This is a genomic window from Enterococcus sp. FR204 (assembly GCF_031143325.1).
Taxonomy (GTDB): Bacteria; Bacillota; Bacilli; order Lactobacillales; family Enterococcaceae; genus Enterococcus_B; species Enterococcus_B faecium.
Genome location: NZ_JAKZIW010000007.1, coordinates 61,116 through 71,777 on the forward strand (window position 1 = coordinate 61,116; position 10,662 = coordinate 71,777).

The following is a 10,662-nucleotide window of genomic DNA, read 5'->3' on the forward strand; positions in this document are numbered from 1 at the left end:
CTAAGCGCTAGAGTGAAAATAAAACAGAGCTTCCCAGATTCTTCATCTGTGAGCGTTAGTGTCGTAATTACCAGATTTAAAAAAAATCACGACAGCTAGTCAGAAGTGCCCAATAGCCGCTAAGAAAGCGTTGACAAAAGTGCTTGCTTTCGATAATATAAAGAAAACGATACGACTTGGATAGTGATTGCCTGATGCAAGCTAAACCTGATGAGTCTCCCATGGTTCCATGGACGGCTTTTTGGGTTTTTCTTTTTGTTTTGGATACAGCCCTATATATCATGGAAAGGAGTAAAACATGCTGATTGAGAAAGTACTGAATAACAACGTCGTAATAACCAGGGATGAAAGAAATCAGGAAATGATCGTGATGGGAAAAGGTTTGGCATTCAAAAAGAAAGTGGGTGACCCGATTTTTGACTCATGCATCGACAAAAAATTTCAGTTGACAAATGACGGACTTTCACAACAGTTCCAAGAATTGGCACAAGCGATTCCTCTTGAGTACTTAGAAATTTCTTGTGAAATCATTGAATATACAAAAGAGGCTCTACAAGTCCAGTTGAATGATTCGGTGTATATTGCATTGACGGATCATTTGTATACGGCTATCGAACGTCACAAAATGGGAATATTTGTACCAAATGTATTGCTGTATGATATCAAACAACTATTTCCTAAAGAGTATGCCATCGGGAAAAAAACAGTGAAGAAAATCTCGGATAAATACCACATCAAGTTATCAGAAGATGAAGCCGGATTTATCGCATTGCATTTAGTCAATGCACAAGGCATTCAAAGCCAACAAGACAATACCTACCTGTTTACTACAACAATACAGGATATTCTAAATATCGTCCGCTATTACTATAAGATTACATTTGATGAAGATTCAGTCCATTTTTTTCGATTCGTCACACACCTATGTTTTTTTCTGACACGCGTCCTAGATGGAGAAAAATCAGAAGTGGGAGAAGTTTCTGAGGAATTGTACCAGGTTATTCAAAAAAAATATAAGGATACGTTTGGTTGCGTTGAGAAAATAGCAGACTTTTTAGCCGAGATATTCAACTACCAGATGTCCACGGACGAAAAAATGTATTTAACGATCCATACTGCGCGTTTAGTGCATGAGAATCGTTGTAAATAAATAAAAAAAGGAGGATAAATTAACAAGAACGCATGAAATAAGGGTAGTGACATTCAGTTGGCTAAACCTTCCACTAATAAATTGGAGGGAATAGAAATGGGAAAATATCAAGAATTAGCGAGCAAAATTGTAGAAAATGTCGGCGGGAAGGAAAATATCAATGGTTTGACACATTGTATCACAAGGCTTCGTTTCAAATTAAAAAACGAAGAAAAAGCAAATGATGAGATCTTGAAAAATATGGACGGTGTTGTGACGGTAATGCGAGCGGGAGGACAGTACCAAGTTGTCATCGGGAATCATGTGCCAGTCGTGTTTGAAGAGGTTATAAAAGCAGGAAACCTTACTTTTGATGAGGCTGTTTCAACAGAAAAAATGAGACCGTTTGATATGCTTATTGATGGAATATCGGGCTGTTTCCAGCTATTCCTTGCTATTCTAGCTGCTGGTGGGATGATTCGTGGACTGACAGCATTACTTGTCTTCTTAGGCGCATTTGACCGCGGTTCTGGCACATTTGTTATGTTTGATAATATCGGTGATTCTGTATTCCAATTTATGCCTGTTATTATCGGTTTAACAGCTGCCCGTAAATTTAAAGTAAATGAATTCGTAGGGATGTTGCTTGGGGCAGCATTAATGAATCCTAGCTTGTCGCTGGAAGCTTTGAGTGGTGCAGCAGAAGCACCACTGACGACCATATTTTCTGGCACTATTTTTGAAGCACCTATTTATCAAACAGTATTCGGCATTCCCTGGATTGCGCGTAACTACGCTTCTTCTGTCATTCCCATTATCTTTATTGTGTTGTTAGCTAGCCAAATTCAGAAACCAATTAAAAAGTTAGTACCTGAGATGATCGCGAATTTCTTCGTTCCATTCTTCACCGTTCTTATTACAATGCCCTTAGGTTTTTTACTCGTTGGACCAGCATTCACATTCGCAACTGATATTTTAATGGCTGGATTTGAAACACTTTTAGCACTTTCGCCAGTTATTTATGGAGCAATCGTAGGCTTCTTCTGGCAAATTCTAGTGATGTTTGGTCTCCATTGGGCAATCGTACCAATGGGATTGATGCAATTTTCTGTGAATGGTTGGCAAAATATCATGACACCTGTTGCAGTAGTGTCTTTTGGACAAACTGCAGCACTTACTGCACTCTACTTTAAGCTTAGAAACCCAAAAGACAAAGCAATCGCAATACCAGCCATTGTTTCTGGTATTGTGGGGATTACAGAGCCAGCTATTTATGGGTTTACATTGCCACGTAAAAAAATATTTATTTTTACCTGTGTCGGTGGTGCGTTAGGGGGCGCGTATAGTGGATTAATGAATTTAACTTCTTGGAATCAAGGTGGATTAGGCATCTTTACAATTCCCAACTATATTAGACCAGATGGTGATTTAACGGATGTGATTAATGTATTGATTGGAATCGCCATTGCGATGGTGGTATCCTTTGCGCTGACTTTTTTCTTTTGGAAGGAGGAAGCAGGTGAAACAGATGATAGACAGAAAAGATCAGGTAAAGAAATTGTAAAAACACCGATACAAGGACAAATCGCTCCACTGAATGCAGCAAAGGATGCAGCTTTTGCACAAGGAACACTAGGTCGAGGAATCTTGATCTACCCTGAAAAAGGAGAAGTACGTGCCCCTTTTGACGGAACAGTCATGACCCTGTTCCCGACGAAACATGCAATCGGAATGGTTTCTGAAGCAGGTCTGGAATTGCTGATTCATGTCGGATTGGATACTGTTCAGTTGGAAGGGAAATATTTTGAAAGCTTGGTGCAGCAAGGAGAAAGAGTGAAACAAGGCGATCTGTTGCTCCGCTTCGACAAAAAGAAAATCGAAGAGGAAGGATACAGTTTAGAAACACCTGTGATCGTCACCAATTACACGGATTATTTGGATATTTTGGAAAATCAAGGGGAGACGGTCGGGCCAGACGATGCACTTATCACCGCACTGACCTGAACGGTTAGGTGAAAGAATGGACTAGGCTTAATTATTCTTTTTAGTCCACTTCTTTATTTTCAAAATTGAAAGGCTCTTTCATGATGGCTGAGCTGATAGGGCGTTTATCAAATTTTTGTCCTACAGAGATTAGATGGACTAAATTCTGTTGATAATTTTCTGCAAAAACACAACTATATAACACGTCTAGAAGATAACAAATCGATGTATTGATCGTAAAATTACCAATTTTCGAATACAGTCGTTCGCGTGTCGTAAGTCGCAAAGCGGCTGTACTCATTGAAGATAGCGTTGAATCACCGATACTGGTCAAAGCTAAAATTGGAACATGATTTTGTTTCAATATTTCTGCGGTACGAAGGATCACATTGTTTTCACCCGTATAAGAAATCAGAATCCCGCACATATCACTCGTGCAATTGTACGCTTCATAGAACGATTCACCAAAAGTGGTGACAATCGTGACATCCATTTTGATGCGCTTCATTTTCAGCATGAAATCTTGAGAAATCAAAGTATTCGAGTTACTGGCGAAAATCACGATTTTTTTTGCTTGAAGCATTAGTTGTTTGGCTTTTTGCAGTTGGTCATGATGAATGAGAGAAAGTGTATCTTGAATCGTCATCTGTTCTAAAGAAGCCATTTTATTTGCGATCGTCATAATACCGTCTGTGGTGGAAAAAGGAAGATTCGCATCTACTTCTTGAAAATTCCCTTCAAGATAGGCTGTTTCAGCTAAAAAAGCATTACGAAAACTGACCCAGCCATCAAAACCCATTTTTTTTGCTACACGGATGAGTGTGGACGGGTGGACATAACATCGCTCAGCAATCTCTTGGATGGTCATTTCGCCAAGTGCTGGAGAATCGCTTAAGAGAAACTGAATCACTTCATTTTCTGAAGGAGAAAAGGAGATTTCTTTGATTTTTTCACGTAATAACATGTAGATACCTTCTTCTTGTTTTTTTACGTAAATTATAACTTTTTTGAAAATGATTTGTAAACGGATTTATGTTATATAGCTTAATAAAGACATTTTTTGACAAGATATTTACAAAAATCCAGTAGAAAACACTAACTTTTGTAAATGTTACTGGAAAGAAACGAATTTCTATTGTTTGTTTTGTTTACAAAAAAGATAATAAAAGTGTAAAAAGTAAAGGAGTGAGAACATGGCAAAAGGAATCAAAATCGCTACGATTGGTGGAGGCAGCAGTTACACCCCCGAGTTGATGGAAGGATTTATCAAAAGATATGAGGAATTACCGATACGAGAAATCTGGCTCGTAGATGTAGAAGAAGGAAAAGAAAAGCTTGAGATCGTCAGTCAGATGTCTCAGCGTATGTGGGATGCTTCTCCGTATGAAGTCAAAATCTATGCAACTCTGGATCGGGAAGAAGCATTAAAAGATGCGGATTTTGTTACGACTCAGTTTCGTGTCGGTCAATTAGATGCACGAATCAAAGACGAGCGGATCCCTAGTTATTATGGGATGATTGGGCAAGAAACAAATGGTGCTGGCGGGATATTCAAAGCTTTTCGTACCGTTCCAGTGGTTTTGGCAATCGTTGAAGACATGAAGCGTTTATGTCCAAATGCTTGGCTGATCAATTTCGCGAACCCAAGCGGGATGGTGACAGAAGCAGTTATCAGATATGGCAAATGGGATAAAGTGATCGGATTATGCAATGTGCCAGTAATGGCGATGATGACAGAACCAACAATGCTTGGCAAGAAAAAAGAAAAGCTGATCTACAAGTTTGCCGGTCTAAATCACTTCCATTGGCACAAAGTAGCAGATAATAAAGGAAATGACCGCACGGCAGAATTGATTGATAGTTTATACGATGAAGACAATGGATTGCCGAAAAATATCTTTGATATCCCGTTTTTCAAAGAACAATTAAAACAAATGAACATGATCCCTTGTGGCTACCACCGCTATTACTACCGTGAAGAAGAAATGCTGGAACATGCTTTAGAAGAATATCAAACGATTGGTACAAGAGCGCAGCAAGTGAAAGAAACAGAAGCAGAGCTGTTTGAATTATACAAAGATCCAGAATTGGATCATAAACCTGAACAATTGCAAAAACGAGGTGGTGCTTATTATTCAGATGCTGCCTGTGAAACGATTGCTTCGATCTATGGAAATAAAGAAACACAGATCGTGGTATCTACAAAGAATGATGGAGCTGTTCCTGATCTGCCGGCAGATTGTGTAGTAGAAGTCACTGCCTATGTTGGCGCACAAGGCGCACGAAATGTAGCGTTTGGTTCCCTTCCTGCTGCTGAAAGAGGCTGGTTGCAAGTAATGAAGAATATGGAATTGCTGACGATCGAAGCAGCTGTGACTGGTGATTATGGAACAGCTTTACAAGCGTTTACGATCAATCCGCTTATACGATCAGGAAAGACAGCAAAACGGATCATGGATGAGTTGTTTATTGCACATCAGCAGTATTTACCGCAATTCAAGGAAACAATCAGCCGGTTAAAAGCAGAAGGAATCGAAGTCCAAGATGAACTGGCAAGAGAATTATCAAGCAATACACATGTAATGGAGGAAGTATGATGGGATTCAGAAAAGATTTTTTATGGGGCGGAGCTACAGCAGCCAATCAATGCGAGGGCGGTTATGATGAAGGCGGACGTGGGTTAGCGAACGTAGATGTTGTGCCAATCGGAGAAGACCGTTTTCCTGTCATTACTGGAAAAAAGAAAATGTTTGAATTTGATGAAAATCATTTTTATCCAGCAAAAATTGCGATCGATATGTATCATCATTATAAGGAAGATATTGCTTTATTTGCAGAAATGGGGTTCAAGACTTATCGGATGTCCATTGCTTGGAGTCGTATTTTTCCAATGGGCGATGAAAAAGAGCCAAATGAATCTGGTTTGAAATTTTATGAGGATGTCTTTAAAGAATGTCAAAAGTACGGGATCGAGCCGCTTGTGACGATTACACATTTTGATTGTCCGATGCATTTGATCAAAGAATATGGTGCGTGGCGTTCCAGAGAACTCGTTGGTTTTTATGAAAATCTGTGCCGAGTCATCTTCAATCGCTATAAAGGACTTGTCAAATATTGGTTGACATTCAATGAGATCAATATGATCCTTCATGCACCATTCATGGGCGCAGGGCTGTATTTTGAAGAAGGAGAAAATGAAGAACAAATCAAATATCAAGCGGCACATCATGAGTTGGTTGCAAGTGCCATCGCAACGAAGATTGCTCATGAAGTAGATCCGGAGAACAAAGTAGGCTGTATGCTGGCAGCAGGAGCATATTATCCATACACCTGCAATCCTGAAGATGTTTGGGCTTCTAGAAAATCAGATCGAGAAAATTATTTCTTCATTGATGTCCAGTCACGAGGAGAATATCCTGCTTATGCATTGAAAGAAATGGAACTAAATGGCATTCAGATCAAAATGGAACCTGGGGATGCCGCATTGCTGAAAGAACATACTGTTGATTTTATCTCCTTTTCTTATTATTCTTCTCGAGTTTCGACTACTGACAACGAACTCTTGGAACAGACTGCAGGAAATATCTTTGCTTCTGTCAAAAATCCATATCTGGAAGCAAGTGAATGGGGTTGGCAAATTGATCCATTAGGCTTGAGAATAACGATGAATGATATTTATGATCGTTATCAAAAACCACTATTTATTGTAGAAAACGGCTTAGGTGCAGTCGATACGCCCGATGAGAATGGTTATGTGGAAGATGACTATCGAATCGACTATCTGGCAGCACATATCCAGGCAATGAAAGATGCAGTAGAATTAGATGGAGTCGATCTATTAGGCTATACGACTTGGGGATGTATTGATTTAGTATCAGCTGGTACAGGTGAGATGAAGAAAAGGTACGGATTCATTTATGTCGATCGTGACAACGAAGGAAATGGCACATTAGCCCGTTCGAAGAAGAAATCATTCAACTGGTATAAAAAAGTAATTGATTCAAATGGAGAAAATCTTTCGAATGATTGATCAATGATTTATAAAAGTCTATTGTTTTTCAGCGGATTTTTCGAGTATAATAAAGCTATTCGAGAAACGCAAGCAGAACAATAGACTTTTTTTCGCATTGGCTGTAAAGTATGCTTACTTGATTAAGTAAAGGAGAATCTACATATGTATGATGTAATCGTTATTGGCGCAGGTCCTGCTGGGATGACTGCTGCTTTATATGCTTCACGTTCAAACTTATCCGTATTGATGATCGAACAAGGCGCCCCTGGCGGCCAAATGAACAATACGGCAGAAATCGAAAACTATCCTGGTTTCGATTCAATCATGGGTCCTGATCTAGCTTATAAGATGTATGAAGGTATTTCAAGATTTGGGACAGAAAATGCTTATGGAATCGTGCAAGATATCAAGGATCACGGCAGCCACAAAGAAGTTATTTGTGAAGATAAAACTTACGAAGGAAAAACAGTCATTATCGCAACAGGCTGTATCCACCGTAAATTAGGCGTACCTGGCGAGGAAGAATTTGCTGGACGTGGCGTTTCTTACTGTGCAGTTTGTGATGGTGCGTTTTTCCGTAACAAACGTCTAGTAGTGATCGGAGGAGGAGACTCAGCAGTAGAAGAAGCCATCTATTTGACACAATTTGCTTCTGAAGTAGTCATCGTCCACCGTAGAGATGACTTACGTGCACAAAAGATCATCCAAGACCGTGCATTTGCGAATGAAAAAATTTCCTTTATGTGGGATACAGTCGTTGACGAAATCGTTGGGAATGAAATGGTAGTGACAGGTGTGAAAGCACGTAATGTCAAAACCGGCAATGAGTTTGATTTGGCAGCAGACGGAGTATTCATCTATGTTGGACTGGATCCATTAACTGCACCATTTAGAGAAGCAGGGTTAACGAACGAAGCTGGCTGGATTCCAACAGACAACGAAATGAAGACGAATATACCAGGCGTTTTTGCCATCGGAGATGTTCGTGAAAAAGATTTGCGACAAATCACTACTGCTGTTGGTGATGGTGGGATCGCTGGACAACAAGTGTATAAATACTTGGAATCTTTAGAAGAAACAACTGCATAAGTTTAAAAAGAGTGGAAGAACGGTTTAATTGTTCTTTTACTCTTTTTTTTCGCGTGAAATCTACTGAATCCGATTTATGCGAATACTTGCAACCGTGCTTGATAAAAGAATCCTTTCTTGATTTAAGCGTTTTTTGGTCCTCATACTTTCATATCTAATAAGTGAATGCTATACTTATTAAGAACCATATTTCAGAAAGAGGTGTTATTTTCATGTCTTGGGAACAAGTGTATGAACAATGGGTACATGAAGAAAATTTAGAAGAAAACTTAAAAAAACAATTAAATGATCTGGGTGAAGATCCTGAAAAACTTGAAGATGCTTTTTATGCACCGTTGGAATTCGGTACTGCAGGCATGCGGGGAATCTTAGGGCCTGGGATCAATCGAATGAACATCTATACGGTAAGACAAGCAACAGAAGGACTTGCACGTTTCATGGATACACAAGGCGAAGAAACAAAACGCCGAGGTGTCGCTATCGCTTATGACTCACGCCATCAATCACCAGAATTTGCCATGGAAGCAGCCAAAACATTAGCACATCACAATATCCCATCTTATGTATTCGAAAGTCTACGTCCAACACCAGAGCTTTCTTTTGCAGTCCGTCATTTGAAGACGTTTGCGGGAATCATGGTAACCGCATCCCACAATCCAGCAGCTTACAACGGATATAAAGTCTACGGAGAAGATGGGGGACAAATGCCTCCTGCAGACGCAGATGCATTGACGAAATATGTCCGTGAAGTCAGCAATCCGTTAAAAGTTGAAGTATTATCTGACGAAGAAGCTGAACATAGCGGATTGATCACGATCATCGGAGAAGAAGTGGATGCCGCTTATCTAGAAGAAATCAAAGCAGTAACGATTGATCATGAATTGGTGGAAACAATGGGGAAAGATTTGAAACTTGTGTACACACCACTTCACGGAACAGGAAAAATGTTGGGCGAACGTGCGTTGAAACAAGCTGGATTCGAACAATTCGTACTAGTTCCAGAACAAGCTGTCGCAGACCCAGATTTCACTACAGTCAAATCACCAAATCCAGAAGAACACTCTGCTTTTGAGTATGCGATACGACTTGGCGAGAAAGAAGGCGCTGATTTGCTGATTGCAACAGATCCTGATGCAGACCGTTTAGGTGCAGCCGTTCGTTTGCCAAATGGCTCCTATGAAGTATTGACCGGAAACCAAATCGGAGCACTGTTTGCTCAATATATTTTGGAAGCACACCAATCGCGAGGCACTTTACCTGAAAACGCAGCGGTATTGAAATCGATCGTTTCTAGCGAATTACCTACAGCAATTGCGGAACACTATGGGGCTACCATGTTCAATGTATTGACAGGATTCAAATTCATTGCTGAAAAAATTCAACAATTTGAAGAAGATCATTCCCATACTTTTATGTTCGGATTCGAAGAAAGTTACGGTTATTTAGTTAAACCTTTCGTTCGCGACAAAGACGCGATCCAAGCATTGCTCTTATTAGCAGAAGTAGCAGCTTACTATAAAAAACAAGGCAAAACGTTGTATGATGGCTTGCAAACGATTTTTGAAACCTATGGCTACTACGCAGAAAAAACGATTTCTGTGACAATGAGCGGACAAGAAGGTTCTGCGAAAATCTCTGCTTTGATGGAAAAATTCCGTGAAGAAGCACCAACAGAATTTGCCGGAGCAAAAGTCATCCAAACAGAAGACTTCAAAGAGTTGACGAGAACAGACCGTGAAGGAAACGTAGAAAAACTAACGACACCGCCATCTGACGTATTGAAGTATACGCTGGAAGAAAATGGCTGGATCGCTATCCGTCCTTCAGGAACTGAGCCGAAAATCAAATTTTATATCGGTGTAAAAGGAAACTCTTCAGAAGACGCAGCTGAAAAAGTAGCCGCTTATGAAACGATTATCCAAAAGATGACAGAAGAATAAAAAAACTTGAGACTGATGGAAAAAGTGGTAAACTTTAGAAGTCAGTCTTTTTTCAAGTTGGAGGTGAATGGATTGCCAGACACGCAAAAAACAAAAGTAGAGAAAGTCAGCCAACTATTCAAAATGTTGAGTGACCCCACTCGTCTCAAAATTCTGCTGTATCTGAAAGACGGGGAACAAAATGTGACAGCAATCACCCAAGCAGTGGAAATGGAACAATCTGCTGTATCGCATCAACTGCGTTTATTAAGAGAAAACCATGTCGTCAAGTCCCATCGTGAGGGAAAAGCGATTTTGTATAGTCTTGATGATTCTCACGTACTGGATATTTTGAACCAGACACTCAAACATGTGGAACATCAATAACGATAGGTGCAAATAGAGACAAACTGGACTGTGTCAACGAATCTTCTTCGCTGACACAGTCCAGTTTTTTTAAAGAAAAATTGTTAGTCTGTAAGCGCCCCATAGAACAGTACCTGTACGTCAAATAACCCGACCTATAGTCT

General features: G+C 39.9%; 8 protein-coding genes. 7 read left to right on the top strand and 1 reads right to left on the bottom strand.

The features are described 5' to 3' along the window. Positions 1-298: 298 nt before the first annotated feature. Both licT and RG571_RS03410 read left to right on the top strand, forming a co-directional pair. Entirely contained in the window at positions 299-1,150 is an 852-nt protein-coding gene (licT, locus tag RG571_RS03405; protein ID WP_142431374.1) for a BglG family transcription antiterminator LicT, read from the top strand. Between the two features lie 96 nt (positions 1,151-1,246). Beyond that, positions 1,247-3,133, top strand: coding sequence for a beta-glucoside-specific PTS transporter subunit IIABC (locus tag RG571_RS03410; RefSeq protein WP_258430540.1), 1,887 nt, complete (start codon positions 1,247-1,249; stop codon positions 3,131-3,133). Positions 3,134-3,173: 40 nt separating this feature from the next. Here RG571_RS03410 and RG571_RS03415 read toward each other — a convergent pair whose 3' ends face one another. Next, entirely contained in the window at positions 3,174-4,076 is a 903-nt protein-coding gene (locus tag RG571_RS03415; protein WP_258430541.1) for a MurR/RpiR family transcriptional regulator, read from the bottom strand. Positions 4,077-4,305: 229 nt separating this feature from the next. Between RG571_RS03415 and RG571_RS03420 the strand changes: the two genes are divergently transcribed. The 5 genes from RG571_RS03420 to RG571_RS03440 all read left to right on the top strand — a co-directional run bounded on the left by RG571_RS03420 (position 4,306) and on the right by RG571_RS03440 (position 10,519). Next, positions 4,306-5,709 (top strand): 6-phospho-beta-glucosidase, encoded by a 1,404-nt coding sequence (locus RG571_RS03420; protein WP_258430542.1) that lies wholly within the window; start codon positions 4,306-4,308, stop codon positions 5,707-5,709. Further along, the gene (locus tag RG571_RS03425; RefSeq protein WP_308947509.1) at positions 5,709-7,142 is read left to right on the top strand and encodes a 6-phospho-beta-glucosidase; all 1,434 of its coding nucleotides are present in this window, start codon (positions 5,709-5,711) and stop codon (positions 7,140-7,142) included. Before RG571_RS03420 ends, RG571_RS03425 begins: the two co-directional genes overlap by 1 nt. Positions 7,143-7,286: 144 nt before the next feature. Beyond that, positions 7,287-8,213 carry a thioredoxin-disulfide reductase gene (gene trxB, locus RG571_RS03430; protein WP_258430543.1) on the top strand — a complete coding sequence of 309 codons (927 nt, stop codon included), beginning with the start codon at positions 7,287-7,289 and terminating at the stop codon, positions 8,211-8,213. A 212-nt stretch (positions 8,214-8,425) separates the two neighbouring features. Then, a complete protein-coding gene (locus RG571_RS03435; protein WP_048946711.1) occupies positions 8,426-10,153 on the top strand; it encodes a phospho-sugar mutase in 1,728 nt (575 codons plus the stop codon). 15 nt (positions 10,154-10,168) lie between these two features. After that, positions 10,169-10,519 carry a helix-turn-helix transcriptional regulator gene (locus RG571_RS03440; protein ID WP_002316410.1) on the top strand — a complete coding sequence of 117 codons (351 nt, stop codon included), beginning with the start codon at positions 10,169-10,171 and terminating at the stop codon, positions 10,517-10,519. Positions 10,520-10,662 lie beyond the last annotated feature (143 nt).

Excerpts from the sequence above, each read along its gene's own strand:
- licT (WP_142431374.1), top strand. The coding sequence starts at position 299 with ATGCTGATTGAGAAAGTACTGAATAACAACGTCGTAATAACCAGGGAT.
- RG571_RS03410 (WP_258430540.1), top strand. The coding sequence starts at position 1,247 with ATGGGAAAATATCAAGAATTAGCGAGCAAAATTGTAGAAAATGTCGGC.
- RG571_RS03415 (WP_258430541.1), bottom strand. The coding sequence starts at position 4,076 with ATGTTATTACGTGAAAAAATCAAAGAAATCTCCTTTTCTCCTTCAGAA.
- RG571_RS03420 (WP_258430542.1), top strand. The coding sequence starts at position 4,306 with ATGGCAAAAGGAATCAAAATCGCTACGATTGGTGGAGGCAGCAGTTAC.
- RG571_RS03425 (WP_308947509.1), top strand. The coding sequence starts at position 5,709 with ATGGGATTCAGAAAAGATTTTTTATGGGGCGGAGCTACAGCAGCCAAT.
- trxB (WP_258430543.1), top strand. The coding sequence starts at position 7,287 with ATGTATGATGTAATCGTTATTGGCGCAGGTCCTGCTGGGATGACTGCT.
- RG571_RS03435 (WP_048946711.1), top strand. The coding sequence starts at position 8,426 with ATGTCTTGGGAACAAGTGTATGAACAATGGGTACATGAAGAAAATTTA.
- RG571_RS03440 (WP_002316410.1), top strand. The coding sequence starts at position 10,169 with ATGGAAAAAGTGGTAAACTTTAGAAGTCAGTCTTTTTTCAAGTTGGAG.